The 25,772-nt window shown below is 73.2% G+C and carries 23 protein-coding genes and 1 pseudogene; 14 read left to right on the top strand and 10 right to left on the bottom strand.

Features of this window, described 5'->3' with window-relative positions:
• Nucleotides 1–2 precede the first annotated feature (2 nt).
• From ACIO1C_RS05820 to ACIO1C_RS05810, 3 genes are all read right to left on the bottom strand, one after another.
• Nucleotides 3–1,151: a MinD/ParA family protein gene (locus ACIO1C_RS05820; protein ID WP_401858998.1), complete on the bottom strand. Its 1,149-nt coding sequence runs from the start codon at nt 1,149–1,151 to the stop codon at nt 3–5.
• 73 nt (nt 1,152–1,224) lie between these two features.
• Nucleotides 1,225–2,595 carry a type VII secretion integral membrane protein EccD gene (gene eccD / locus ACIO1C_RS05815; RefSeq protein ID WP_401859132.1) on the bottom strand — a complete coding sequence of 457 codons (1,371 nt, stop codon included), beginning with the start codon at nt 2,593–2,595 and terminating at the stop codon, nt 1,225–1,227.
• 258 nt (nt 2,596–2,853) lie between these two features.
• Complete coding sequence (locus ACIO1C_RS05810) at nt 2,854–3,138, bottom strand: hypothetical protein (RefSeq protein ID WP_401858996.1); 285 nt, start codon at nt 3,136–3,138, stop codon at nt 2,854–2,856.
• 213 nt (nt 3,139–3,351) lie between these two features.
• Between ACIO1C_RS05810 and ACIO1C_RS05805 the strand changes: the two genes are divergently transcribed.
• Nucleotides 3,352–3,843: a DinB family protein gene (locus tag ACIO1C_RS05805; protein WP_401859130.1), complete on the top strand. Its 492-nt coding sequence runs from the start codon at nt 3,352–3,354 to the stop codon at nt 3,841–3,843.
• A gap of 42 nt (nt 3,844–3,885) precedes the next feature.
• Here ACIO1C_RS05805 and ACIO1C_RS05800 read toward each other — a convergent pair whose 3' ends face one another.
• Entirely contained in the window at nt 3,886–4,527 is a 642-nt protein-coding gene (locus ACIO1C_RS05800; RefSeq protein ID WP_401858994.1) for a GPP34 family phosphoprotein, read from the bottom strand.
• Nucleotides 4,528–4,529: 2 nt separating this feature from the next.
• Nucleotides 4,530–4,895, bottom strand: coding sequence for a DUF1330 domain-containing protein (locus ACIO1C_RS05795; protein WP_401858992.1), 366 nt, complete (start codon nt 4,893–4,895; stop codon nt 4,530–4,532).
• Nucleotides 4,896–5,221: 326 nt separating this feature from the next.
• On the opposite strand from ACIO1C_RS05795, the gene ACIO1C_RS05790 reads away from it, so the two are divergent.
• Together ACIO1C_RS05790 and ACIO1C_RS05785 are read left to right on the top strand one after the other, a co-directional pair.
• The gene (locus ACIO1C_RS05790) at nt 5,222–6,733 is read left to right on the top strand and encodes a M20 family metallopeptidase (RefSeq protein WP_401858990.1); all 1,512 of its coding nucleotides are present in this window, start codon (nt 5,222–5,224) and stop codon (nt 6,731–6,733) included.
• Complete coding sequence (locus tag ACIO1C_RS05785; RefSeq protein WP_401858988.1) at nt 6,730–8,040, top strand: DUF5937 family protein; 1,311 nt, start codon at nt 6,730–6,732, stop codon at nt 8,038–8,040. Before ACIO1C_RS05790 ends, ACIO1C_RS05785 begins: the two co-directional genes overlap by 4 nt.
• Before the next feature lie 63 nt (nt 8,041–8,103).
• Here ACIO1C_RS05785 and ACIO1C_RS05780 read toward each other — a convergent pair whose 3' ends face one another.
• Nucleotides 8,104–8,265, bottom strand: coding sequence for a hypothetical protein (locus ACIO1C_RS05780; RefSeq protein WP_401858986.1), 162 nt, complete (start codon nt 8,263–8,265; stop codon nt 8,104–8,106).
• 141 nt (nt 8,266–8,406) lie between these two features.
• On the opposite strand from ACIO1C_RS05780, the gene ACIO1C_RS05775 reads away from it, so the two are divergent.
• The gene (locus ACIO1C_RS05775) at nt 8,407–8,715 is read left to right on the top strand and encodes a hypothetical protein (RefSeq protein ID WP_401858984.1); all 309 of its coding nucleotides are present in this window, start codon (nt 8,407–8,409) and stop codon (nt 8,713–8,715) included.
• Nucleotides 8,716–8,899: 184 nt separating this feature from the next.
• Nucleotides 8,900–9,070, top strand: a complete 171-nt coding sequence (locus ACIO1C_RS05770; RefSeq protein ID WP_401858982.1) for a hypothetical protein — start codon at nt 8,900–8,902, stop codon at nt 9,068–9,070.
• Nucleotides 9,071–9,127: 57 nt separating this feature from the next.
• Here the strand turns inward: ACIO1C_RS05770 and ACIO1C_RS05765 are convergent, their stop codons facing one another.
• Nucleotides 9,128–9,883 carry a CDP-alcohol phosphatidyltransferase family protein gene (locus ACIO1C_RS05765; protein WP_401859128.1) on the bottom strand — a complete coding sequence of 252 codons (756 nt, stop codon included), beginning with the start codon at nt 9,881–9,883 and terminating at the stop codon, nt 9,128–9,130.
• Between the two features lie 425 nt (nt 9,884–10,308).
• Here ACIO1C_RS05765 and ACIO1C_RS05760 point away from each other — a divergent pair, with 425 nt between their 5' ends.
• The 5 genes and pseudogenes from ACIO1C_RS05760 to ACIO1C_RS05740 all read left to right on the top strand — a co-directional run.
• Nucleotides 10,309–11,307 (top strand): zinc-binding alcohol dehydrogenase, encoded by a 999-nt coding sequence (locus ACIO1C_RS05760; protein ID WP_401858981.1) that lies wholly within the window; start codon nt 10,309–10,311, stop codon nt 11,305–11,307.
• A gap of 137 nt (nt 11,308–11,444) precedes the next feature.
• The gene (locus tag ACIO1C_RS05755) at nt 11,445–11,843 is read left to right on the top strand and encodes a 6-carboxytetrahydropterin synthase (RefSeq protein ID WP_327235463.1); all 399 of its coding nucleotides are present in this window, start codon (nt 11,445–11,447) and stop codon (nt 11,841–11,843) included.
• Nucleotides 11,844–11,890: 47 nt separating this feature from the next.
• Nucleotides 11,891–13,138: a glycosyltransferase family 4 protein gene (locus ACIO1C_RS05750; RefSeq protein WP_401859126.1), complete on the top strand. Its 1,248-nt coding sequence runs from the start codon at nt 11,891–11,893 to the stop codon at nt 13,136–13,138.
• Nucleotides 13,135–14,085, top strand: a complete 951-nt coding sequence (locus ACIO1C_RS05745; RefSeq protein WP_401858979.1) for a class I SAM-dependent methyltransferase — start codon at nt 13,135–13,137, stop codon at nt 14,083–14,085. Before ACIO1C_RS05750 ends, ACIO1C_RS05745 begins: the two co-directional genes overlap by 4 nt.
• 104 nt (nt 14,086–14,189) lie before the next feature.
• Nucleotides 14,190–15,170, top strand: a pseudogene (locus ACIO1C_RS05740) (lysylphosphatidylglycerol synthase transmembrane domain-containing protein); the annotation flags it as partial.
• Here the strand turns inward: ACIO1C_RS05740 and ACIO1C_RS05735 are convergent.
• Both ACIO1C_RS05735 and ACIO1C_RS05730 read right to left on the bottom strand, forming a co-directional pair.
• Complete coding sequence (locus tag ACIO1C_RS05735) at nt 15,084–15,968, bottom strand: RibD family protein (RefSeq protein WP_401859125.1); 885 nt, start codon at nt 15,966–15,968, stop codon at nt 15,084–15,086. The pseudogene ACIO1C_RS05740 and the gene ACIO1C_RS05735 overlap by 87 nt on opposite strands.
• Before the next feature lie 74 nt (nt 15,969–16,042).
• Nucleotides 16,043–16,816 carry a creatininase family protein gene (locus ACIO1C_RS05730; RefSeq protein ID WP_401858978.1) on the bottom strand — a complete coding sequence of 258 codons (774 nt, stop codon included), beginning with the start codon at nt 16,814–16,816 and terminating at the stop codon, nt 16,043–16,045.
• Nucleotides 16,817–16,917: 101 nt separating this feature from the next.
• Here ACIO1C_RS05730 and ribA point away from each other — a divergent pair, with 101 nt between their 5' ends.
• The 3 genes from ribA to ACIO1C_RS05715 all read left to right on the top strand — a co-directional run bounded on the left by ribA (nt 16,918) and on the right by ACIO1C_RS05715 (nt 20,020).
• Complete coding sequence (ribA, locus tag ACIO1C_RS05725; protein WP_401858976.1) at nt 16,918–17,562, top strand: GTP cyclohydrolase II; 645 nt, start codon at nt 16,918–16,920, stop codon at nt 17,560–17,562.
• A 166-nt stretch (nt 17,563–17,728) separates the two neighbouring features.
• Nucleotides 17,729–18,679: an ABC transporter ATP-binding protein gene (locus tag ACIO1C_RS05720; protein WP_401858974.1), complete on the top strand. Its 951-nt coding sequence runs from the start codon at nt 17,729–17,731 to the stop codon at nt 18,677–18,679.
• Nucleotides 18,680–18,682: 3 nt separating this feature from the next.
• Entirely contained in the window at nt 18,683–20,020 is a 1,338-nt protein-coding gene (locus ACIO1C_RS05715; protein WP_401858972.1) for an FtsX-like permease family protein, read from the top strand.
• Between the two features lie 137 nt (nt 20,021–20,157).
• On the opposite strand, the gene ACIO1C_RS05710 is transcribed toward ACIO1C_RS05715, so the two are convergent.
• Nucleotides 20,158–21,321, bottom strand: coding sequence for a TrmB family transcriptional regulator (locus tag ACIO1C_RS05710; protein WP_401858971.1), 1,164 nt, complete (start codon nt 21,319–21,321; stop codon nt 20,158–20,160).
• A 183-nt stretch (nt 21,322–21,504) separates the two neighbouring features.
• Between ACIO1C_RS05710 and ACIO1C_RS05705 the strand changes: the two genes are divergently transcribed.
• Nucleotides 21,505–25,698: a hypothetical protein gene (locus ACIO1C_RS05705; RefSeq protein WP_401858969.1), complete on the top strand. Its 4,194-nt coding sequence runs from the start codon at nt 21,505–21,507 to the stop codon at nt 25,696–25,698.
• Nucleotides 25,699–25,772 lie beyond the last annotated feature (74 nt).

Genomic DNA, 25,772 nt, shown 5'->3' with positions numbered 1-25,772 from the left:
GGTCAGTGGCGTTTCTGCGAGAGCTGGAAGACCTCTGCGGCGAGGCGGGTGACGGCTTCCCGGGTCGGGTGCGCGAGCAGTTCGGTACGGATCGGGCCGCCGGCCGCCAAGTGCCGGTCGTACGGCAGGACTTGGACACTCGCCCCCGTGGACCGGAGCTTCTGGGCGGCCTCTCCGAGGTCCAGCCCGGTGTGCGGTACGAGTTCGGTGAGCACGACCATCGTGCCGGCGATCACCTGGCGGGGCAGCCCCCGCATCCACTGGAGCACCGCGTACGTACTGGTGATGCCCTCCAGCGTGGCGGGGGAGGCGAGGACGCGGGCCTGGGCGGCGGAGAGCGCGGTCCGCGCGACCTCGGCCGGCAGTGTCTCGCAGTCGACGACCGCGATGCCGAAGTAGCGGCGCAGCGCGACCATCGTCCGCTCGTACGTGACGGTGTCCAGCATCGCGCCGATCTGGCCCTGGCTGCCGGGCAACAGCCACGCGTTGTCGGGGAGTTGGACGAGATAGCCGGTGATGTCGAGCAACGACATCTGCGGCTCCACGATCTGCGCGACGTCACCGGTGGTCCAGCGCAGTGACGTGGCGCCGAGCCGCAGCGGGAGCGAACCGAGCGCGGGATCGGCCTCGACCACGAGGACGGGGTCCTGGCGGTAGTGCGCGTACGTCGTGCCGAGCAGCGCGGCGACGGTCGACTTGCCCGCGCCGCCCCGGATGGACGTGACGGCGATCTGCCGGCCGGTGGTCACGGGCTGCTGGAGTATCTCGGCGGCGCGGGTGGCGTCGGCGACCTCGCGGGCGACGGAGGAGGAGACGGCGCGGCGCGCGGCGCGTACGCCCCGGGCGGCGAGGGACTCGCCGTGCTGCGGCTTGCGTACGGCGGCGGCGAGGCCGGGGTCCACGACGGGGCGGGAGTCGGGGGTGGGGCGGGGGCGGGGCTGGGGGGTGGGGGCGGCCTGTTGCGAAGGGCTTTCCAGCGCCTGAACCTGTGCGGCCGGGACCGGTGGCGCGGGTGCTGGTGCTGGTGCTGGTGACACCTGCGGCTGCGACGCCTGTCCGTCGGGATCCTGTGCTCCCTGCGTACGCTGCGAGGACCCGCCCCGCAGGTCGCGCAGTACGTCTCCCTGCCAGTTGTCGTCCCGGTCCGCCATGTCCGTCCGCCTCCCTTTCCGCCCTGACGCTTCCGCCGTACCGAAGCAGTTGCACCGAACCCGCGCGCCCCGCTCAGAACTTGTCGAGCAACTGCCCGTACACGCCGAACACCCCGATCGCGAGCGGGAACAGGCCCACCACTCCGATGGACTCGACCAGATCGGCCATGCGCCGCAGCCGCACCCGTACATGCTCCGGCGGCTGCACCGCCAGGACGAGAAGCGGCAGCACCGCCGCCGCGCACAGCAGCGCGAGCGGCCCCGCACCCCCGGCGTGCTCCATCCACAGCATCACGAGCCGTACGACGAGGACCGCCGCCGCGGCCAGCAGCGCCACGACCTCCGCGACCAGCGGAAAGGCCCGCGCCCTGGACAGCAGCACCACGGCGACGAGGGACGGCAGCGTCACGGTCCATACGGTCGGTTCGCCGGCCAGGGTGAGCAGCCAGCTCGCGCCCGCCGCGGAGACCGCCGTGGCCGTCGTCGCGAGGGCGAGACCGCGGTGAGTGGCCGCGAGGGCGTTGCCCACCTGGTGGCGGCTGACGGAAGTACCGCCCGAGCGGCGGTCGTCGAGCGCCGTGAGCCCCGACGCCATCAGGGCGAGGCGCGGCAGCAGGCCGAGCAGCACCACGGAGAAGACGGCCATGACCGCGCCGAGCCGCGCCGGGTTGTCCTGGGCGGCGGCGACGGCCTCCCACACCAGGGTGATCGCGGCCGTCGCGGTGGCGCCGATGAGCCCGCCGCGGCCCAGCGGCGAGAAGAGGCCGAGGAGTACGAGCGTCAGGGTCAGCGCGCCCGCGACGGCGGCGAGGCGCGCGGTGCCCGGCCAGTCGTACGCGTCGGCGGCGGTCCACGCGGTGAGGACGCCGAGCGCACCGGAGGCGAGCAGGAGCGCGGTCGCCAGCCCCCGGTTGCCCTCCCCGATCCTGGCGGCGAGCGCGCCCGTCACCATGAGGACAAGCGTGACGGCCACCAGTACGCCGGCCAGCGCGCCGAGCGCGAACTCGCCCCGGGCGAGCAGCGCGGCGACCACGGCGAAGGCGACGGTGGCCACCCCCGCGCTGGCGCGGCGCGCGGCGGGGCGCCAGCGCCACGCCTGGAGGTCGAGGTCGTCGGCCACCTGGTCGGTGACGTCGTGCACGACCGGGGCGGGCGGCGCGGAGTGGGCCCGTACGAGCCGCAGGACCGCGCCGTCGGCTATCCCGGCCGACGCGAGCGTGCTGTCGTGCGGCAGCGCGGAACCGTCGGACGTGATCAACTGCCGGGTCATCGGGCGCGATGCGGCCCGGTCGTCCAGCAACTGGAGTATGTCCGGCAGCAGTTGCCCGATGGGGGTGTCGGAGGGCAGGACGATGTCGGCCCGGCGCCGCTCGCCGACCAGGGTCACCCGGCTCAGTTGCGCCCGTGAAGTCGCCGCTGTGCCGACTGTGCTCGCTGTGCTCACCACTCGCCCGAACCTATCATCGGGGTGTCGCGCGCTTTCGGGATATCCGGCACGGTCCGCGGCGGTGCCTGCGCGCCTTTCCCTTCAGTTCCCCTCACTGAAAACCTGTCCCCTCGCGCGCATTTGACGGAATGGTTCGCGCTTTCCGGGCAGCACACTCCGCGCACGTCGCGCCCTCCGCACATCCCGCGCATCCCCCGCATCCCCCGCATCCCCCGCATCCCCCGCATCCCGCGAACTCTCCTTTTCCGCTCATTTCTACGGTTTGGCCGGATCGGCCGCCGGTCGGTCGTACTGCTGTTCCTGCACCTGCCGTTGCTTCTCCTGCTCGGCCTTCTGCTTCGCCAGGGTGGCCTGGAGGAAGGACCAGCCGACGCACCCCGCGCACAGGACGGCCGCGATGGCGATGCCCGCGAACACCTTTCCGAGCCGCTCGTCCGCCGTGCGGCGCACGCGCTGGGCGCCGAACAGCAGGGCGTCCCGCATTCTGCGCCGTCGTACCGCCACCGACTCCAGAAGCTGGCTGTCGTAGTCCCGTGCCATGCCCGCCCCCGCCGCCCCTGTCGTTCGCCGTTCGTCCGCCGTGTCCGTCGGGCAGCACCGAGAGTTGCCCCGACGCGACATTCTGTTCGAGATCCGCCGCTTTGACGAGCCCGTTCCCGGGAGCCGTTGTCAGACCCCCGTGCCACGATGACGGACATGAGCACTTCCTCCCCCACCCCGGGCACGCCTGGCACGCCGGGCACCCCCCGCGCCATGCCGCCCTTGGACGCCGACGAGCGGACCTCCCTGGAGAGCTGGCTCGACTTCTACCGCACGACCCTGGCCCAGAAGTGCGACGGCCTGAACGAGCACCAACTCCGCGAGGCCTCCGCCGCGCCGTCGTCCCTCACGCTGCTCGGGCTGGTCCAGCACGCGGCGGAGGTCGAGCGGAACTGGTTCCGCCGCGTGCTGGCCCAGGAGGACGCCCCGGCGATCTACTCCCCCGGCGCCGACGTAGACGCGACCGACGGCGGTTTCGACCTCACCGAAGAAGTCACCTTCGACAAGGCGCTGACCACGTGGCACGCGGAAATGGACCACGCGCGGAAGAACTGCGCGGACCGCGCACTGGACGACACCAGCCCTTTCATGGGCGGGCAGGTCACGCTGCGCTGGATCTACACCCACATGATCACGGAATACGCCCGCCACTGCGGCCACGCCGATCTTGTACGGGAACGTGTCGATGGCCGTACGGGCGTCTGAGGCGTTTCACAGTACGGAAGGGAAGTCAGCGCCGACCCGGCGTCAGTATCCGCGCCGCACGTTGGTGACGGCCGCGTCGTCCAGTTTGTGGGCGCGGCGTTCCGATTCCGCCGTCAGTTCGCTCAACGCCTCGTCGACAGCGGTCAGTACGGTCGCCACCGCCTCGTCGGTCACGGCCGGGGAGTCCGTCGTCCGCTTGTCGCGGATACCGACGGCCGTGGCGAGCGCGGCCAGGACGGGCTCGTCGGCCGTCCAGCGGTCGGCCGCGAGGCGGCGGGCGGGTGAGTCGACCAGGACCAGTTCACTGGACCGGAACACCCCCCAGCGGCGGCGGTGTTGGCGGGTGAGCTGCCCTTCCGCCTCCAGCGCGGCCGTATACACGGCGGACAGGTTACGGCCCCTCCGCCAGAGCCAGTTACCCACGGACTCGTAGGGCGCCTGCCGTACGAACGAGGACGCGGCCTCGCCCAACAGGGGGTCGCTCGGCACATCGCCCATCTCCGGGCCGTCCGTCCCCAGCCCGCCGGACGGCACGATGCGGTCCCCCTCCAGGGTGAGCGCCCCCACCGCCAGGAGGTCGATCGCCTCCGCCCCCGCGAGGGCGAGCGACAGGGCGCCCCGCTCCACCGTACGGACGGACGTCATGTCCATCGCGACGATCAGCAGCTCCCGTGGTGTGCTCATGATCAACTCCCGGCGCCCGAAGCCGCCCTGATCACGGTCCGGATTCCCTGAGCGAAGCCGGCCACGGTGAAATCGGGAGGAACGCCCTCGATGAGGATCAGGTCACTGATCGAACTGTTGACCCGCAGGGGCAGAATCTTCTGATACTCCGGGGATTCATGCCAATTCCGCGCGTCGGTCGCACTGGGGAATTCCATGAGAACCGCGGAACCGGGCCACGCCCCTTCGACCACTTCCGCCTCACCCTGCGCCAGCCACCTGCCGCCGTACGCCTTGGCCGTTTCCTCGACCTGCTCCAGATACTGGAGGCCTTCCTCGTTGGGAATTCCGCCCGGTATCCGCAGGTGATTGATCACATAGGCACTCATCTGGAATCCTCCGGTCATGTCGCGGGGTAACGCGAATGGTGAGGCATTGATGGATGACTGTTGATGCTTATTGATGACTGTTCCCATTATAGGCGCCGCATACGGGACAGTCTCAGCGGCAGGACAGCCTCAGAGCAGGGCCGCGCCCATCACGGTCGCCGCCGCCGTGCCGGGGGGCCGTACCTCGGCTGTCCGGACCTCCGGTCGGTGATCGGTGAGGAGGGTTACCTGGGGCGCGGTAATCGGAGTCACGGCGGAGCGGGGCGCGCGCAGGCTCGTCGTACGCGAAGGACGCGCACACCCGCAGTCGTACGACAGGAGTCCTCATGTCCGGAAACGGAAACGGAAATGGAACCGGTATCGGTACCGCACCCACCCTCCAGGCCCTCACGGCCGAACTCGCCGTGCTGCGGCCCCGCATGGAGGAAGTCAGCCGTTCGATCCACGCGCGGCCGGAGCTGAAGTTCGCCGAGTTCCACGCCCAGGACGTACTCACGGGCTGGCTCGCGGAGTCGGGTTTTGTCGTGGAGGCACCGGTGGGGGGAGTGGAGACGGCGTTTGTCGCGGTGCACGAGGGGACGGACCCGGGGCCGTACGTCGCCGTGCTCGTCGAGTACGACGCGCTGCCCGGCGTCGGCCACGGCTGCGGCCACAACCTCATCGCGGCCGGGGGCGCCGCCGCCGCGATCGCCGCCGTACGCGCGCTGCCCGACCACCCGGGCACCATCGCCGTCATCGGCACGCCCGGCGAGGAGATGGGGGGCGCGGGAAAGGTCCTGCTGGCCGAGGCCGGGGTCTTCGCGGGGGTCGACGCCGCCGTGATGTTCCATCCGGCCGACCGCTCGATGACCACCCAACACGCCCTTGCGGCGGCGCACTTGCGCGCCGAGTTCACCGGGGTGAGCGCACACGCCGCGAAGTCCCCCTGGGAGGGGCGCAGTGCGCTGGCCGGTGCGCAGCTGTTCCTCAACGCGCTTGATTCGATGAGGCAGTTCATGCCACCGACCGCCCGGGTGCACGGGGTCGTGTCCGACGGCGGCCAGGCGCCGAACGTGGTCCCCGCGCGTGCCGTCGTGGACTTCTACGTACGCGACAGTACGGCGGTGTCGGTCGGCGCCCTCGTCGCGCGGGTCCGCAAGGCGGCGGGGGGCGCGGCGTACGCGACGGAGACCACGGTGAGGTTCTCGGAGACAGGCCCGCTGTACGCGGAACGCCGTAACAACGCGGTGCTCGCGGCGCGATTCGGCGCCACGGTACGGGCGTTGGGCCTGGAGATCGGCCCGGGCGCCCCGGACTCCCCGGCCGGTTCCTCCGACATCGGCAACCTCTCGCAGCTGATGCCGGTCATCCACCCGTACATCCAGACGGCGGCACTCGGCACGCCGAGCCACTCGACGGCGATGTCCGAGGCGGGGGTACGACGCTTCGCCCACGAGCGCACCCGGATCGCGGCGATCGGGCTGGCGCGGGTGGTGACGGACCTGGTGACGGAACCGGAGTTCTTGGAGGCGGCACGCTCGGAGTTCGCGGCGGCCTCGGGTCCGGGCGCGGGTTCTGACCGGCCGGGGGCGGGGGGCGTGGGCTCTGACCGCCTGGGGGCGGGAGGCACGGCCCCCTCGGGTCCGGGGACGCGTCCCGGTTCGGGTTCTGGCGAGCGCCCGGCGCAGGCCCCCGGCCTGCGCCCCGCCCCGGGTCAAAGCCCAGTTGCAGCCCGTACACCGGACGCCACCACCACCGCCCCCACGGCCGGCAAAACCGCCACCGCGCACACGGCGGACGCCCCGGCTACCGCGAGCACGGCCGACGCGCCCATCGCCGCCCGTACACTCCGCGCATGACCGTCGTGATTGTCCTGGAAGGGGCCGTCCCCGGGCGGTTCACGGTGGCGGTGTCGCCCCTCGCCGAGCTGGCCGCGAGTCTGCACGTGCTGACCGAGCACGAGCACCACGCCGACCGGGCGCCCTGGGCCGAAGAGGTCGTCCGTACCGCCCCGCCCGCCTTCCTCGCCGGCCTCCGGCGCTTCTCACCCTTGTGGACGGCACTCCGCTGGCGGGGGTTCTACACCGGCCTCGACGGCCCGGCGTGCGGAGGGGGCACGCCGGGCCGGGGGACGGCAGGACGGGGGACGGCGGGACCGGGCACGGCGGGACCGGGCACGGCGGGACCGGGCACGGCGGGACCGGGCACGGCGGGACGGGGCACGGCGGGACGGGGCATGGAAGCACGGGAGGCATCGGGCCGGGGGACGGTGGGGCAGAGGGTTGCCGGGCAAGGGACGGCAGGGTGGGGGGCCGCCACCCGCGCGCCGACTCTGGCTCGGCTGCCGCTCGACCAGTTCGCCGAGCTCACCGCGTACTCCTGCGCCAGCGGTTACCTCGGTTACGCCTTCGACCGCCTCCTCCACGACCCCGCCCAGGCCGCCGCCCTGCGCCACGCCGCCTCCGGGCTGCCGGAGCCCCATCTCGCCCTCGCCGAGGACCTGTTACGCGGGCCCGAGGCGTTGCGCGCGGACGTCCTCGGCTTCCTCGACCTGTGCCGCCACGTCTTCTTCGGGGCCCTGTGGGCCGAGACGGAACCGGTCCTCACCAGCGCCGCGCACCGCGTACGGCAGCGCCTCGCGGACGAAGGACCGGCAGCCGCGCTGATGTCGCTCAGCCCCTCCAGCGCCCAACTCGCCCACGCGTCCCCCGACGCGGCGGGCGAGGGCGGCGGCCCCCTGCGGGTCATCTTCGACAAGGTGCACCACGCGGTCATCACCCCGGCCCGCACGCCGGTCCTGCTCATCCCCACCCTGTACGGCGCCCCGCATCTGGTCGTGAAGAACGAGCCGGGCCTGCCGCCCGTCGTGCACTTCCCGGTCCACTCACCGGTGGTCGGCGTCACCCTCGCCCGCAGCCGCATGCTGGCCCTGACCGATCCGCGCCGGGTACGGCTGTGCCGGCTCATCGCCCGCCAGTCGATGACCACCGCCGACCTGGCGCACCGGCTGGCGATGACCCGCCCCCAGGTCTCCCGCCACCTGCGGACGCTGCGCGACCTGGGCCTGGTGCGCACCGAACGGCACGGCCGTTACGTCCACTACGGCCTCGACCTCGCCGCGGTCGGCCGGATCGGGCAGGACGTCGCGACGGCGTTGCAGTACTGAGGGAGGAGGGGACGGTACGGGGCGGGCGCCTCGTGCTCGCCCACGGGCCGCCGCGCGGCACGATCAGGCCCGATTCGTACGCCGCCACCACCGCCTGGGTGCGGTCGCGAGGGTCGCCGGCGGCGCGGAGGGGGAGGACGCGGCGGGGGTACGGAGCTGGCGGGCGAACTCGGTGATGAGGCGGCGGGGCACGGTCGGGGCCAGCAGCGCGTTTCCGGCCGCCACCACCCGTACCGCGCCGAAGAGTTGCTCGGCGGTGACGTCCTTGAGGAGGAAGCCGCCGGCACCGGCGGTGAGGGCGTCGTAAAGCCGCCCGGTGCCGGGCCCGCCCGCAGCGCGCCACCGACCGCGGCGACCCGTTCGCGCATGGCCGGCAGGCCGTGGCCGGCCGGGCGGGCACCGGTGATGCCCGACCCCGCCACCCCCTCCTCCCTCTCCTCCGACACCTGCCAGGAGGACATGGTCAGGCTGAGCCTCAGCGGGGTCTGGCTCGGCCAGGCGGCGGTGGCCGTCCTCGGGGTGCTGGTGATGAGCGGGGAGTACGGGACGGGCACGATCCGCACCACACTGACGACGGTGCCGGGCCGGTCCCGGGCCCTCGCGGCCAAGGCCGCCGTCAGGGCGGGGGCGACGCTGGCGGCGGGCGCGACGGCACTGACCCGGCGGGACGCGTGACCCGGCGGCGGGGGACGGTGGGGGGCGAGGCGGGCTGACGCGGGGCGGGGGGCCGCGATCCTGTCTCCCTGGGCTGCGCGGGGCCGGCTACTTCAGTTCGTTCGACGGCACCGCCGACCAGCTGCTGACCGAGGCGGCACGCGCGGGCACCACCGAGCTGCCCTACGCGGAGTTCATCGCCCCCATGACCGCCGCGTCACAGCCCACCGACCAGGCCGGCAGGCAGCGCGCCCTGTTCGACGCGACCGACACCGACCACGACGGGGTCGTCACCCGGGCGGAGCTGAAGGCCTACCAGGAGCGCTTCCACAAGAACGACACCTTCATGGGGATCGTTCACCGCCGTCATGCCTGACAGCGACGGACCCGTGCCTCGGCGTGCGCCGCCTACGCGGTGAGCCGGCGGCAGACGTCAGGCGTTCTTCGGCTGCGCGGCCGGCGCCGCCACCAGCGGTGCCTTCCCGTGACCGGTGCGGCGGAGCCAGGCGATGTCTCGGGCGAACGACCAGGTCAGCAGGGTCAGCGCCGCGATCACCGCCGCGAGTGCGGGGGCGTACGGGAGGAGGCCCGACGCCGTCGTGAGGAGGATGACTCCCTGGAGCGCCGCGACCGTCTTGCGGGCCGTGCTCGGGGGGAGGGGGCCGTTCAGCCACGGCAGGAAGCGGGCCGCGGCGACGAAGCCGTACCTCATCACGCCGATCAGCAGCACCCACACCCCCAGCGACGTCGCGACGAAGACGCTCAGCACGAGGATCAGGAAGGCGTCGACCTCCATGTCGAAACGCGCCCCGAGCTTGGACGACGTGCCGGTGCGGCGGGCGACCTGGCCGTCGACCGCGTCGAGGATCAGCGCCACCGTGGCGAGCGCGACCAGGGCGGTGAGGGGCGGCGGGCTCTCGTAGGAGTCGGCGACCAGCGCCGCGACCCCGCCGACGAGGGTCGCCCGTGCGAGGGTGACGCGGTTCGCCGGGCCGAAGGGGCGCGACCAGGACCGGCTCAGGGCGCGCGTGAGCACGGCCCAGGTGGCGATGGCGACCGCCGCCCCCGTCAGCCATCCGGCGGGGCCCAGCCCGATCGCCTCGCTGAGCAGCAGCAACAGGAGCGCCTGCGCGGCGAGTCCGGCGGCCGTCTCGCGCCGTACCAGCTTGGCCTGGTGGGACAGCGACACACGCGGGGCGCGAGGTGTGCCCGGCGCACGCCCCCCACGCGAGGCTCGCGGGGCCCGGGCCGTCCCCGCCCTCCCCGCCGTCCCCGCCGTCCCCGCCGTCCCCAAGACCCTGGGTATCCCGAGTGTCCTGGCGGCCTCGGGGAACCCTGCGGGATCGAAGGCCTCGAAGGCCTCGAAGGCCTCGAAGGCCTCGAAGGCCTCGAAGGCCTCGAAGGCCTCGAAGGGCTTGACGCCCCCAGGCAGCCCGGGAACCCCAGGGAGCCCGGGGAGCGCGGCGGCCTGGACGGGTATGTGCGTGTTGTACATGTTCACCGTTCACCCCGGCTGTGTGGCCGACTCGATGCGTGCCGCGTACGGTGATCGCGGCCTCGTAACCAGCACTACGCAAACCGCTCCCCGAGCGTTCAGGTCCAGGAGGACACCACATGGAGCGCGACGCCCGCGCATTCTGGCTCCGCGCCCCCGGGCACGGGGAGATCAGGGATGTTGTCCTGCCGGAACCGGGCGACGACGACGTCGTGGTGCGCACCCTCTGCTCCGGCGTGAGCAGGGGTACGGAGTCCACGGTCTTCCGCGGGGGCGTGCCGGAGAGTCAGCACGCCGCGATGCGCGCGCCGTTCCAGGACGGCGACTTCCCGGGGCCCGTCAAATACGGCTACCTCAACGTCGGCCTCGTCGAGGAAGGCCCCGCGCGCCTGCTCGGCCGTACGGTCTTCTGCCTCTACCCGCACCAGACCCGCTACGTCGTCCCCGCGAGCGCGGTCACCCCCGTCCCCGACGGCGTCCCCGCCGGGCGGGCGATCCTGGCCGGGACCGTGGAGACCGCGGTGAACGCCGTCTGGGACGCCGCGCCCCTGCTCGGTGACCGAATCGCGGTGGTCGGGGCGGGCATGGTCGGCGCGTCCGTCGCCGCCGTCCTCGCCCGATACCCGGCCGTACGCGTCCAGTTGGTCGACGCCGACCCCGGCCGCGCCGCCGTCGCGCACGCGCTGGGCCTGGACTTCTCGCTCCCCTCGGACGCGCTGGGCGACTGCGACCTGGTCGTCCACGCCAGCGCCACCGAGGCGGGGCTCGCGCGCTCGCTGGAACTCCTCGCTCCGGAGGGCACGGTGCTGGAGCTGAGCTGGTACGGCGACCGGCGGATCAGCGTGCCGCTGGGCGAGGCGTTCCACTCCGGGCGGCTCGTGCTGCGCAGCAGCCAGGTGGGCATGGTGTCGGCGGCCCGGCGCTCGCGGCGCACCTTCGCCGACCGGCTGGCGCTCTCGCTCGACCTGCTCGCCGACCCGGCGTTCGACGCCCTGGTCACCGGCGAGTGCGCCTTCGAGGAGCTGCCGCGCGTACTCGCCGGAATCGCCGGGGGCGAGGTGCCCGGACTGTGCCACCGCGTCCTGTACGGTCCCGTGGCGGAGCCCGCCGGGAGCTGAACCGCGTGCGGGTTGAACAAGTGGCGGGCATTCGCCGTACTAGCAGACAAGCCCTGGCAGAAACCCTGACGGGCGCAGGAGTACGTAGGCACGTACGCACGTAGACACGTAGGCACAAGGACCTGGAGGGTCATCCGTTGTTCAGCGTCACCGTCCGCGAGCACCTCATGATCGCCCACAGCTTCCACGGGGAGGTCTTCGGGCCCGCGCAACGCCTCCACGGAGCGACGTTCCTCGTGGACGCCACCTTCCGGCGCGCCGAGCTGGACGCGGACAACATCGTCGTGGACATCGGCCTGGCGACCAAGGAACTGGGCGCCGTGGTGGGCGAATTCACCTACCGGAACCTGGACGACCTGCCCGAGTTCGCCGGCGTCAACACCTCGACGGAGTTCCTGGCGAAGGTCATCGCCGACCGCCTCGCCGACCGGGTGCACGCCGGGCTCCTGGGCGAGGGCGCGCGCGGCCTGACGGCCGTCTCCGTCACCCTGCACGAGTCCCACATCGCCTGGGCGAGCTACGAGCGGGCGCTGTGAACCCCGCCGGCGCCACCGTGGCGCCCGCACGCTCGGTGCGGGTGGTGATGCCCGGTGGCGTCGATGATCCGGCGGCGCCGAGCGGCGGGAACCGCTACGACCGCCGGGTGTGCGGCGAACTGCCCCGCGCCGGCTGGCCGGTCCACGAACACGCCGTCCCCGGCACCTGGCCCGACCCCGCCCCCGAGGCACGCGCCGAACTGGCCCGGATCCTGGCGGAGTCGGCGGACGGCAGCGTGGTCCTCCTGGACGGCCTGGTCGCCTGCGCCGCCCCGGACGTCGTCGTCCCGGAGGCCGCCCGGCTGCGCCTGGCGGTGCTGGTGCACCTCCCCCTGGCCGACGAGACGGGCCTCACCCCCGAACGCGCGGCGGAACTGGACGCCGCCGAGCGCCGGACGCTGCACGCCGTATCGGCGGTGATCGCCACCAGCACCTGGGCGGCCAACCGCCTGATCACCCACCACGACCTGCCCCGGACCCGCGTCCACGTCGCCCCACCCGGCACGGACAGGGCACCGCTGTCCCGGGGGACGGACCGGAGCGGACCGGCGGGTACGACTCCGGGCGCCGACGCGCACCACAGCCCGCCCCGGGCCCCGGGCACGGACGCCGGTACGGATCCGGGCACGGACGCCGGTACGGATCCGGGCACGGACGCCGGTACGGCCCTGATCACGGCCCCGGGCACAGACCGGAGCCCGGCCCCCGCCCCCCGCGCCCCCCTCCTCCTCTGTGTCGCCACCGTCAGCCCGCGTAAGGGGCAGCTCCGCCTGGTCGAGGCCCTCGCCGAGGTCGCCCAGCTCGACTGGCGGTGTGTCCTGGCCGGGGGGCTCGGGCAGGACCCCGGTTACGTCGCTCAGGTCCGCGAGCGGATCCACGCGGCGGGGCTCGGGGCGCGGATCCGGCTCGCCGGACCCCGCGTGGGCCCCGCGCTCGCAGCCACCTACGCGCAGGCCGACCTCCTCGTACTCGCCTCCCACGCGGAGACGTACGGCATGGCCGTGACCGAGGCGCTCGCCCGTGGCATCCCCGTCCTCGCGACCGCCGTCGGCGGTGTCCCCGAGGCGCTCGGGCAGGCGCCCGACGGCACCCTGCCGGGCGTGCTCGTACCACCCGACGACCCCGCCGCCCTCACCGCCGCGCTGCGCGCCTGGCTCGCCGAGCCCGGTGAGCGCCGCCGGTCGCGGGAGGCCGCGTACCAGCGGCGTACCACCCTGGCCGGTTGGGACACCACCGCACGGAGTCTGGCCGAGGTGCTGGAACGACTCCCCCACGAACCTCGGAGGACCGCGTGAACACCACCGACACGAGTGAAGAGCCGCGCTACACCCCCGAGTGGCTGGAGCTGCGGGAGGGCGCCGACGCCGCCGCCCGCGCCACCGAGTCCCTCGAACCCCTCCGCCGGCACCTGCGCCACCTCGCCAAGCGCCCGGGCGGGACGGCCGGCCGGAACAGCCCGGCCGGCCAAGCCCCCGACCCCGGCCAAGCCCCCCGCCCCGGCCACGCCCACCAGAACCACCCCCTGGTCATCCGCGACCTCGGCTGCGGCACCGGCTCCATGGGCCGCTGGCTCGCCCCCCGCCTCGACGGCCCCCAGCACTGGATCCTCCACGACAAGGACCCCGCCCTCCTCGACCTCGCCGTCGCCCACATGCCCGCCCAGGCCGCCGACGGCAGCCCCGTCACCGTCGCCACCGAACAGGGCGACATCGCCGGACTGACCGCCGCCGACCTCGCGGGCACCTCGCTGGTCACCGCCTCCGCCCTGCTCGACCTGCTCACCCGCGACGAGGTGGACGCCCTCGCCGCCGCCTGTACCGAGGCCGGCTGCGCCGCGCTGTTCGCGCTGTCCGTCGCGGGGCTCGTCGAGATCGCCCCGCCCGACCCGCTGGACGCCACGATCGCCGCCTCGTTCGACGCCCACCAGCGCCGTACCGAACACGGCCGCCGGCTGCTCGGCCCCGACGCGGTCCCCGCCACGGAGGAGGCGTTCGCCCGCCACGACGCGACGGTGTTCACGTACACCGCGCCCTGGCGGCTCGCCGCCGCCGAGTCCGTACTGACCGCGCAATGGCTGCGCGGCTGGGTCGGCGCCGCCCGCGAACAGCGCCCGGACCTCGCGCCCCGCGCCCACGCCTACCTGCGCCGGCGCCTCGCCGAGTGCGCGGCCCGCGAACTGCGCGTGGTGGTGCACCACCACGACCTCCTCGCGCTCCCCCGGTCCACCGGGGAGACCTCATGACACAACCCGTGACGCAGCCCGTGACGCCGTCCGCGACACACCCCGCGACACACCCCGTGACACCGTCCGTGTCACACCCCGTCACAGACCCCGTGACACCGTCGGTGGCACGCCCCAAGACACCGCCCCTCATATCCCGCGCCGTACGGACCCGCCTCGGCACCCTCGCCGGCGCCGGCCTCCTCGCGGTGCTGCTGTGGCGGCTCGGCAACGGCGCGTTCCTCGACGGACTGCGCGGCATCGACGCCCCCGTCCTGCTCGCCGCCCTCGGACTCGGCCTGCTCACCACCGTGTTGAGCGCCTGGCGCTGGTGCCTGGTGTCCCGCGCGCTGGACGTCGAACTGCCGCTGGGCGGCGCCGTCGCCTCGTACTACCGCGCCCTGTTCCTGAACGCCGCCCTGCCCGGCGGTGTCCTCGGCGACGTGCACCGCGCGGTACGGCACGGGCGGGACGTCGGTGACGTCGGACGCGGCGTCCGCGCGGTGGTCCTCGAACGGACCTCGGGCCAGGCGGTTCTGGCGACCGTCGCGGTGGCGGTCCTGGTGGTACGGCCCACCCCGGCGCTCGCCGAGGCCGGCCGCGCCGTCCACCACGCCGTGACCACGTCGGCCGCGGGGGCGATCGTCGCCGCGGTGGTGGTGTGCGGCGTGGCGGTCCTGGCCGCGGTACGGCTCACGCGGCTCGTACGGCACCGCGAGAGCGCCGCCGCCCCGCGCTGGCGCCGTACCCTCCGCGCCGAACTGACCGAAGCCCGCCGCGCGTTGCTCTCCCGCGCGAGCTGGCCCGGCGTACTGCTGTCGTCCGTCGCCGTACTGGCCGGGCACCTCGCCATGTTCCTGCTGGCCGCGCGGGTCGCGGGCGCCACGGCGCCGGCGTCCGAGCTGCTGCCCCTGATGCTGCTCGCCCTGCTCGCCATGGGTCTGCCGCTGAACATCGCCGGCTGGGGACCCCGCGAGGGCGTCACCGCGTGGGCGTTCGGCGCGGCGGGCCTGGGCGCGTCACTGGGGCTGACCGTCGCGGTCGTGTACGGAGTCCTCGCCTTCGCCGCGAGCCTGCCGGGGGTCGCGGTCCTCGCCGTCCAGTGGGCGGCCCGGCGCCGACACTCCGAGGTCCAGCGCGAAGACGGAACCGGTGAGGTCCAACTCGAAAAGCGTGTCCTCGCCGACGAAGGAGCGGCGGACCGGGGGCCGCAGAGCGTCCCGCATCACATCCGGACCGTCGAAGCGGATCCCCGGGACGCCGTCGCCGAGCAGGACCGGTGCCACGGTGACGTACAACCGGTGCAGCGCCCGCTCGTGCAGGAAGCGCGACACGGTGACGCCGCCGCCCTCGACCAGTACCCGGCCCAGGCCGCGCCGGGCGAGCGTCCGCACCAGGGCGCGGGGCGCGAACGCCTCGCGGTCCGGCAGGGTCAGCACCTCGACCCGGTCCCCCACCCGGCCGGGAACGGTCTGCCCGTCCTCGCGGCCCGGGCCCACCACCCACAGGGTCGGGGCTGATCCGTCGGTGAACACACGGCAGTCCAGCGGCACCCGGCCCCGCGGATCGATCACCACGCGCACCGGGTTGGTCCCGGGGCAGGTACGGACGGTGAGTTGGGGATCGTCGGACACGGCGGTGCCGGCCCCGACGACCACCGCGTCGGCGAGCGCCCGGAGGCGGTGCAGATGATCGCGGTCCTCCTCGCCGGTGACGTAGTTCGCGTCGCCGGTCCGGGTGGCGATGAAGCCGTCGAGGCTCTGGCCGAGCTGCGCGAAGGTGACGTACGGCCCGGCGAGGCAGAGCGGCAGATAACGCTCGACGAGCAGGCGAGACTCGGGCGAGAGCTCGTCAGTACCCCCCGCGCCTCCACCCTCCCCCGTACGGAGCAGCCCGGCGGCCACCGCGTCCGCCTCGGACCGGATGCCGCGCAACCGCTCCCACACCTCGGCCGCGCCGAGGGCGCCGGGCGCGCGCGTCACGGTGTCACCCGTACGGACGTGGCGGGCAGGCTGTCCACCGTCAGAAGCGCAAGATATTCGGCGAAGGAATCGACAAGCCCGGCGAGCAATTCCTTTCCCTTCTCGGCAGACGCCAAGGACGGCCGGCCGACCACCCCGGAGTCCGTATAGGGACGCATACCGAGAGTGAGCAAATGCTTCCGTTCATCGGCGGCGAAATCGGCGGTTTCATAACCGGAACGGACCAGTTCCGGACGGGCGTGCAGCAGGATCGACGTCTCGACTTCACCGGCGTGCATATCGCTGTACGAAGAGGTCCGCGCACCCGCCCTCTCCCGCGCCGCGTCCCAGTCGGACGAGCCGGGAAATAGCGCCATGCGCGTACCGCTGCCGGCCGACTCCTGAACCACGTTCCGCAGCACGTAGTTTCCCCCGTGCCCGTTGACCAGAATGAGCGCGTGGATACCGGAACGGCGCAGCGAAGCGGCGATGTCCGAGACCACCGCGTACAGCGTCGCGGCCGAAATACTGACCGTCCCGGGCCAGTCGGCGTGCTCGTGCGAGCACGAGATCGTCAGCGGAGGCAGACGCAGGACCGGATGCACGGCGGCGATCTCGGCGGCAACGGCGCAGGCCACGACCGTGTCCGTCACCAGCGGTAGGTATGCGCCGTGTTGCTCGAAACTGCCGATCGGCAGGACGGCGACCTGGGGCCGCCGCTCCCCCACGTCCTCGGTGGTGTCCGCCGGCAACAGGCCGGAGGCCGGTGGTGGTACGGCAGGACCGCTCATCTCTGGGGCCTTTCGTTTCCTGTCGTTTCATACGTTCGAGGAGGCCCAGGTTACGTCGTTTTCTCGTTCTCCTTCCGCGATCCGGCCGATAAGATATGGCCATGAGGGAAATTGATGGTACGTCCGACGGCAGTGGCCGCCCGGTCGCGGAACGAGTGGTGGATCTCCGCCTGGCCACCGCGTACGGCGATTTCCTCGCTGTCGGCTACCGGGACGGCAATGGCACGGACGAACAAATGGCCCTGGTGTACGGCGATGTCACGGGAGAAGGGGCCCTTGTCCGGCTGCATTCGGAGTGTCTGACCGGAGATTCCTTCGGCTCCAGGCATTGCGACTGCGGCGGCCAGCTGTCCGCCGCGCTGACCACCATCGTGCGGGAAGGACGGGGTGTTCTTGTCTATCTCCGGGGCCACGAGGGCCGGGGAATCGGCCTCCTGGCCAAGCTCCAGGCGATGAAGCTGCAAGCGGAGGGCCTGGACACGGTCGAGGCGAACCTGGCCCTCGGCCTCCCGGCGGACGCCCGCGACTACCAGGTGGCGGCGGAGATCCTGCACGACCTGGGCGTGCGGTCGGTACGGCTGATGTCGAACAACCCGCTCAAGCGCGAGGCACTCCAGCGACACGGCGTGAAGGTCACGGAGGAGGTGCCGCTGCTGATCACCCCGCAGGAGGAGAACATCTTCTACCTGCGCACGAAGCGGGAGCGCCTGGGCCACCACTTGCCGCACCTGGATCCGGAGCCGTAGGACCGCTCCGCCTCGCCTCGCCTCGCCGAACCTGGCGCCTCCTGGGGGTACGACGGTGCACCCAGCACCACCTCCGGTCCGGGCACCACGCCCCGTGTGCGCGGCCCTCACCGTCCGTAGCGTCGTGGACAGGGACGCAGCGGGCGTCCGAGAGGGAGGGACGGCGATGTTCCGTCGTACGGGGACGAGCAAAAGCACAGGTACAGGTGCAGGTGCAGGTGCAGGCACAGGGGCAGGCACAGACACAGGGACAGGTACGCGTACCGGCAGGGGCAAACGCAGGGGCAGTACGGGCCAGTTCCAGCCCGCCGGGCACCCCGAGGCGCTCCGGCTGGTCGGCGTCAGCAAGGTCTACGGCGAGGCGGAGAGCGCCGTCACCGCCCTCGACCGGGTCACCCTGAGCCTGCCGGCCGGGAGTTTCACCGCCGTCATGGGGCCGTCCGGCTCCGGCAAGTCCACGCTGCTCCAGTGCGCGGCCGGGCTCGACCGCCCGGACCAGGGGCTGGTCATGGTGGACGGCGAGCAGATGACGGGAGGCGGGGAGGCGGCGCTGACGAAGTTCCGCAGGCGGCGGATCGGCTTCGTCTTCCAGCAGTACAACCTGCTGGACACGCTGACCGTGGAACAGAACACCACGCTGCCGCTGCGGCTCGCGGGCCGCCGCGCCGACCCCGTACGGGCCAGGGAGATCCTCACCCAGGTCGGCCTCGGCGACCGTCTCGGCCACCGGCCCGACCAACTGTCCGGCGGTCAGCGGCAGCGGGTCGCCATCGCCAGGGCGCTGGTCACCGAGCCCAGCGTGATCTTCGCCGACGAGCCGACCGGCGCGCTGGACACGCGGAGCGCGCGGGACGTGCTGAGTCTGTTGCGGGACGCGGTACGGATCCACGGGCGGACGGTGGTGATGGTGACGCACGATCCGGTCGCCGCGTCGTACGCGGACTCCGTCCAGTTTCTGGCGGACGGCCGGCTGGCCGGGCAGCTCACTGCGCCCACGGTGGACGCGGTCGCCGAACGGCTCGCGCACCTGGGCGACATCGCGGACCGGAGCGACGACCAGAGCCACGACCGGGACCACGGCCGTGGCCGGGACCACGACCTGACCCTGGGGGTCTGAGCCATGTTCGCTCTCGCTCTGCGGTCCGTCCGGCAGCGGCCGGGCCGGCTCCTCGCCACCCTCCTGTCCGCCTTCCTGGGCGCGGCGATCGTCATGACGTTCGGCTCGCTCCAGGACACCGCCGGCGCCCCGGGCGTCGATTCCGTCAGCGCCGAGACCCTGCGGGTGTCGTCGAACGTCGTCGGCGGGTACGGCGCGCTGCTGGTGTTCTTCGCGGTGGCCTCCGCGCTGACCGTGAACGTACGGCAGCGGAGTGCCGAGATCACCCTGCTGCGCAACACCGGCGCGACCCCGGCCCAGATCAAGCGGATGGTCGTCGGCGAGGCCGTCCTGGTGGGCGTGGTCGCGGCGCTGCTGGCGGTGGGGCCCGCGATGCTCGGCGGACGGGTGCTGCTGGGGCTGTTCAAGGACAGCGGCCAGGTCGCCGACGGGGTGGACTTCGCCTTCGGCGCGGTGGCGCTGGCGATGGGCGTCTCGGTCACGCTGCTGGCGTCGGTGGGCGCGGCGTTCCTCGCGGTGCGCCGGGCGACGAGGGTGGCGGCGGGGGCCCGGGTGGGCCGCGGTCGGATCAAGAAGGCGGCGGGTGTCGCGGCGCTGGTGGGCGGTACGGCGGCGATCGCGGCGACCTTCACGATGGAAGCCACGGCCCCGGCGCTGATGGCCGCCCCCGGTTACGGCGCGATCCTGCTCTCCGTCGGCTTCGCGATCTTCTCCCCGGCGCTGCTGCGGGGCCTGTTGAGGATGTTCGAGCGGCCGATCACCGCGCTCGCGGGGGCGAGCGGCTACCTGACCGTCCACACCATGCGCCACCGCGCCGCGCAGCTGTCGGGCCTGCTGATGCCGCTGGTCCTCTTCACCGGAACGGCGACGGCGGCGCTCTACATGCAGGCGGTCCAGACGGACGCGATCCGGGCGTCGGGCCTCACCAGGTCGGTCGAGGACAAGAACGTGGAGACCGTGAACCTCGTGGTCGTCGGCATCGTCGTGGTCTTCGCCTGCATCATGATCATCAACACGCTGTACGCGGAAACGTCGTACCGCCGAGGCGAGTTCGGCCGCCAGCGCCTCGCCGGCGCGACCCCCGGCCAGGTGCTGAGGACGGTCGGCCTGGAGGGCCTGGTGCTGACGGTGACGGGGGTCTTCTTCGGTACGGTGGCCGGCCTCACCGGCCTGCTCGCCTTCACGGCGGTCCGCACGGACTCCCTCCTCCCGGAACCGGGGCCGGGCGTCTGGCTGCTGGTCGTGGCGGCGGCCACGGCGTCCACCCTCATCACGGGCCTGAGCACGGCCCGCAGGGCGCTACGGGCACCGGCGGTGTCGGCGGTGAGCCTGACGACGTGACCCCACCCCACCCCGTCCCGCCCCACAACACGGCCCGGCGCGGGCGCCCCTCAACGGGCCGCACCGCACCGGGCCCTTGCGGTGGCCCGCGGGGCCGCGGGGGGCTGCGAAGCTGCGGGGGCTGCCCGCCGGGCCCGTCAGAGCCAGCCCCGGCGGGCCGCCGTCAGGCTGGCCTGGAAGCGGGTCGTGGCGTCCAGCTCCGTCATCAGGCGGTGGATGCGGCGTTGGGTCGTGCGTTCGCTCCAGCCCTGCGCTCGGGCGATCGCCGCGTCCGTCAGCCCCGCCGCCAGGAGCGCCAGCAGGGCGCGGGTCTCCGGGCCGGGGGGCGGTGGCCACCCGTCGGAGCCGTACCCGGGGCCACCGCCGTACCCGGGGCCGGCGCCCGGCACGGAACCATCCCCGGTTCCGGGGCCGACGCCGGGGGCGGGGACACCGCCCGCCCCGGGACCACCGCCCGCCCCGGAGCCGCCGGGGACCGCGCCGACCCCCGGCACCGGGCCCCCGCCCGGTACCGTCACGCCCCCCGGATGCGAGGAGTCCGTCGCCAGCAGCGGAAGCGCTCTGTCCCACTGGGCCTCGAACAGTGACGACAGCGCCACCAGCATCGGTGACGGGTGGATCAGGTACGCCACCGACTGGCCGCCCGGTGCCAGGCTGAACGGGATGATCGCCGCCCGGTCGTCGCTCAGCACCAGTTTCAGCGGCAACTCGTTGCGTACCCGCGCCTGTTCGCCCGTACGGATGCTCGGCACGATGTCGTTGTCGAGGCGCCCCGGCCACGCCACCGCCTCGCGGTCGTAGATCACCCGGTGCACCACACCGGTCCGTTGGCGCTGGACCTGGGCATCGAGGTTGCTGCCGGGGCGGTCCACGTACGGCGGGCGGTCGAACGCCCGGATCTCGCGCCGCGCCGCCGCCGTCAGCCGGCGGACCGCCGCGCTGATGTCGTCGCGGTCGGAGAGCAGCTCCACCGCCATGTCCGGATGGCTGATCCTGGCCGCCTCCCGGTGTGTCTGGGTGAGCCGTTCCACCAACGACCGCGCCTCGTCGAGCCGGTGCTCGCGCTCCTGGATCAGCGCGGTGACGGCGACGTCCGGGGAGACGGCGGTGAAGCGCGGCGGGCGTCCCGCCGAGCGGGTCGCGAGGCCGTCCCTGACCAGCCCGGACAGCAGCTTCCCGACGGCGGACGCGGGCCGGCCGCACGCCTCGGCGACCTCGGAGGCGGTGGCCCTCGGCAGCCCGACCAGCACCTTGTAGACGTGCTCTGTTTCGTCCGTGAGTCCCAGGACGTTAAGTTCCATGCCTTCTCCGACGTTCCTGTGGCGGCAGCCCGCCAGGTGGCGGAAGTCGGCCAGCATCACCCACTTGCGCCTCTTCCGTCACGGTTGACATCTTCCACGAGAGTTGTGGTCGGTGTAACCCGCACTCAACCGCTTCTCAGGTCCCAGGTCCCAGTCTCAGGTCACAGGAAGGTGCCACCCCCCATGCCGCGTTCCCGTCCGCCGGGCAGACGCCTCGGTGTTGCGTCCGTCGCACTCGTGGCCCTCGCGGCCGCCGTGTCGTCCGTACCCGCCGTCGCCGCCGGCGCCCCCGCCGGTTCCGTACCGAACGGCTCCGCCCCGGCCACCGGCCGCTCCGCCCTCGGCGACACCGCCCCGGCGAGAGCCCTGCCCCAGCAGCGCCAAGGCGTCGTCCCGGGCCAGGTGCTGCTCACCCTCGACGCGAAGACGTCGGTGACCGGGCAACCGATCGCCGGCACCCGTCTCGCCGCCCGCATCCCCCGGACGGACAGCGCCCCGCTCGACTCCGCGCTGCGCGCGGCGGGGGCCGCCTCGCTTCGGCCGCTGTTCCCCTCCCTGTCGAAGTCCGCCACCGACTCCCTTACGGCCACGGCACGTTCACGACTCGGGTCCGGGGCCTCCGACCTCTCCCGTACGTACGTGGTCCAGACGCGCGAACGCGACTCGGCGGCCGTCGCCGAGCGCCTCCGGAACACGGCCGGGGTGGCGAGCGCCGAGCCCAACCGTTACGTCAACACCATGAACACCGGCGCGCAGCCGCTCTCCACTCAGGCGAAGGCAGCGGCAAAGGCCGCCCCCGCCTCCCCGAAGGCAGCGAAGCCCACCACCAACTCCCCCGCCCTCCCCACCAATTACGCCCTCTCCACCTCCGCCCAAGCCTTCCTCAACGCCGGCGGCGTGAACGCCTCCGGCGCCTTCGCCACCCTCCAGGGCACCTACGGCCAGCAGCCCGGCACCGGCCAGACGATCACCAACGTCTCCATCGGCGACCTCACCGACCAGTCGATGGCCGACGCGGGCGACACCTACGTACAGGGCATCGGCCCCACCACGATCCTCAAGGACGGACAGCGCTACCTCGACCTGCCGTCGATGCCGCTGATACCCACCTACGTGGCCGGCACCGACGGCCGCGTGGACGGCGCCGCCTCCACCAAGGACCAGGACCCGTCCCTCGGCGAGGTCCTGCTCGACTTCAGCGTGATGGCCCCGCTCGCGCACGACCGCCAGCGCCCCGAGGCGACCGGCAGCGGCTACACCGACCTGCTCGGCATCGCGCCCGGCGCCGACTACCGGCTCGTCGTGCCGCAGCAGCCCACGATCGACCAGATCGCCGGCGCCCTGCTCGCCGCCGCGCACCAGTCGCCCCGCCCCGACGTCATCACCGCCAGCCTCGGCTTCGGCACCGACGCCCAGGGATTCCCCGGGCGTTACCTGGAGGACGACCCGTACGTCAGGTCGGTCGTGGCGTCGATCGTCCAGCGGGACGGCATCGTGGTGTCGATCTCCTCGAACGACGGCACCCGCCTCTACACCCCGGCCTCGGTCGGCCCCGACGGCGGCAGCACCCCCACCGACCTCGCCCCGCACGCCTCCGCCGCCACCACCATCGACGACGTGGCCGAGTCCACCGCGCCCAGCCGGGTCCCGGACACCGGGGCGATCGCGGCGGGCGGCACGACCCTGGACGACACCCTCGCGGCACCGGCCGACCCCTCCCGTACCACCGGCGCCACCACCGCCGAGACCCGGATCAGCGGCTTCGGCACCTTCTCGTCCGGGTTCGGCACCCGGATCGACCTCTCCGCGCCCAGCGACAACATCATCGCCTTCACCCACACCGCCGGGCAGGACGCGCAGGCCGTGACCCCGGTCCGCAACGGCGGTACGTCGGCCTCCGCGCCGGAGACAGCGGCAGCCGCCGCCGTCGTCCTGCACGCCGGCGAACTGGCCGGCCGCCACCTCACCCCCGCCCAGGTCAGGGACCTGCTGGAGCGGACGGGACGCGCGGTGTCGACCCCGGCGCAGATCGACAGGAAGCTGAACGTCGGCCCGCAGATCGACGTCACCGCCGCCACCCAAGCCGCCCTGGCCCTCAAGGGCGGCAAGGGCGGCAAGGGCGCCAGCACCAACAGCAGCACCAGCAGCACCAGCAGCAAGAAGCACGACCCCACCCTCGTACGGCTCTCCGTCGCGCACCGCGTCACCGTCGGCGGACTCGGCGGCTCCTTCCTGGAGACCACCGACCAGAACCGCGTCGACCTCGGCGACGCGGCCTCGGGCGGCAACGGCCAGGGGCTCGTCGGCCCGGTCACTTTCGCCGGTGACGTCACCAACCTGCCCGCCAACCCGGAGGACACCCGCTACCGCCTCACCGTCGGTACGAAGAAGTTCACCTCCGACACCCCGGCGATCCGTCTGACGCCCCGTCAACTCCTCACTGCCGCAGACCTTCCGGTGGTCTCGACCGAGGACAGGAACGTCACGGTGACGTACGCGGTGCTGGTCGACGGGAAGGTACGGGCCTCCGAGCGGCGCACCCTCGCCGTCGGCCCCAGCGACGGCCGCTACACCGAGGCCGCCGCGCCCCTGGCCCCCGCCGTCGTCAAGGCGGGACGTCCGGTGACGGTCACGTACGACCTCTCCGGCGTCATCGGCACCACCGACCCGCAGCTCGTCGTCTCGGGCGTCGGCCACTGGAACCCGGCCCTCGCCCCGACCTTCTCGGCCGGCTGGCACCAGGCCCTCACGGACACCACCGGCACGGTCACGATCCCGGCCGAGGCGTTCACCGGCGGGGGCGGCCTCTACGGGATCGGCATCGCGACGGAGGGATTCGGCGGCAACCCGAAGCTCACCACGTACGGCGAGTTCGCCCCCGTACGCGTGGACGGCGGCCCGGCCGCCGTCCGTCCCGCCGCGCCCCTCCTCACCGGCGCGAACGGCGTCACGGGCCACAGCGCCGAGGTCACCCGCGCGAAGCCCGCCGTCGGTGTGCGGTACGACGTCCGGGAGGTCCCCGGCGCCAGATACGCGCAGGTGGAGTTCTCCGCGCCCGCGCCAACGGTGTACGGCTCGCTCAACACGTTCACCAACGCCAACGGCACCACCCTCGACCACGACGGCGTGAACACGCCCTCCACCGCCCACCGCACCCTGCCCGCCACCTCGGGCACCGTACGGCTCGACGCCCTCGAACTGGGCCTCACCACCTCGGACTTCTACGGCGTCCGGGTGCTGGCCCTCGACAGCCACCACCGGGTCGTCGGCCAGGCCTCCCCCGTCGCCGGCCTCGGGGTGGACGACGGAACGGCTCCCGACGGCAGTACGGTCCTGAGCTTCGCGATCGCGGGCAGAAACTCGGTCGCGGCCCTCCGTACCACCACCGGAACCACGGAGATCAGGCACTACTCCACCACGACCGGCCTCTACGGCCCCGTGATCGCCTCCGACTCCGGTGACACCTCGGACTACGAGGTGCTCGGCGTCTCGGCAACCACCCACCGCGCGCTGCTCGTACACCAGCGCGAGCAGGGCGGCGACGTCCGCGTCGAGACCTGGAACACCGCCACGGACACCCTGGTCGGCAGCACCGAACTGGCCGCCGACACCTACACGTTCGTGGTCGGACGGGTGGACGCCGACCGGGCGCGCGGGGCGCTGCTGCTCCGGGCGGTCGACGGCGACAGCGATGTGGTGCTGCCGGTGGACCTCGCCGACGGCTCCGCCGGGAAGGTGATTCCCGCCGACCCGGCGGGAGTTGGCGCGGGTACGTACAGCCTGCTCGACATCGAGGCCTCCACCGGGGACGTCTATCTGGCCAAGGGCGCACCGGCGTTCCTCTGCCTGGGCGGGGTCACGGCGGCCCGGGTGAGCCTGACCACCAGGGAGGTCACGGGCGCCGGTTCGACGTCCGGGTGCAGCCACGGCTTCGCGGCGGACGGCACGGGGAAGCTCTACAACCTCTCCGCCACCGCGCTCAGCACGAAGATCGTCCCGACCGCCGTGCTGGGGTCGCTGGACGTGTCCACCGGCGAGCAGGGTGACGCGGTCACCGTACGACGCGGCTTCCCGGTCGCGTTGGGACTGGACGGCGACAACGGCGTCGCGGTCGTGTCCTTCGCCGCGCCGGAGGGCACGAGCTACTTCGGCTCGCAGCAGGGCCTGCTGCTGGACAACAACGCCACCGGCCAGCTGGTGATCACGGACCTCAAGTCGGGCGCCGCGACAGAAACGTTGAGCGGATTCAGCGTGACGGACCACGGCGGGAGCCTGGTCCACGGAGGGCTGATGAACTCGATCCAGCTGGACCCGGCGACCCGGACGGGCTGGACGTACGGCCCGTACGACGACCAGATCCAGCAGTTCTCGTACTGAACCGCTGAGAGACTGAGAGCCCGACAGGCCGTAACGAGGGCCGGGCCCCCTCCCACAAAGGGAGGGGGCCCGGC

It is taken from the genome of Streptomyces sp. NPDC087420 (genome assembly GCF_044744165.1).
Lineage (GTDB): Bacteria > Actinomycetota > Actinomycetes > Streptomycetales > Streptomycetaceae > Streptomyces.
This window is presented reverse-complemented; position numbering and strand designations above follow the sequence as displayed.